This window comes from Yersinia sp. 1252 StPb PI (genome assembly GCF_048593885.1).
Lineage (GTDB): Bacteria > Pseudomonadota > Gammaproteobacteria > Enterobacterales > Enterobacteriaceae > Yersinia > Yersinia enterocolitica_E.
On record NZ_JAZGQE010000466.1, the window covers coordinates 1 to 554 of the forward strand.

Sequence of the window (554 nt, forward strand, 5' to 3'; positions counted from 1 at the left end):
ATCGAAGCCTAATATATTTCTGTAACCTGTTTTTATTAATGGATCTTTTAATTTTATAGGGGTCACTTTGTGCCAAATGGTTGAATTTCTATCGATATGAAACAAACCTTCACCACAGTTCAATGTTTGTGATTTAATAAACTCTTCTCTTTCTGTACAGTAGAGTTTACTCGTTCCTCCGTCAATATTGTATTTATCAATAATTAATGCTGATACAATATAGTCACATCCATCCTGATGTAAGCCCTCTGGCGAATTGCAGACCGAATTCATTGTATTATCAATAATCAAAGACATCTGATGACAGGTAACTTCAACCTTTTCTATTTTTTGCCCATGCTCACATTCGCACAGCATTTCGACGAAACTCCTTATGAGCTTTTTTAATATAAGTGAATGACTTATTGCCGGGTCCATTGGCGGGAATTGACGTTTTAATTGCCTTAAATCTGAGGGGTAGTCAGCATGTTGAGTAAAGTTAGTTAATTCTGGGCAGGCAATATTACTGACTTCCCATTGATTATTAATGTATTTAACAATAAATCGGCTAATAC

General features: G+C 34.8%; 1 protein-coding gene. It reads right to left on the minus strand.

What is annotated here, in order from left to right:
• On the minus strand, window positions 1–554 hold a 554-nt coding region (locus V2A85_RS24345; protein ID WP_420072641.1), incomplete at both ends, for a 2OG-Fe dioxygenase family protein.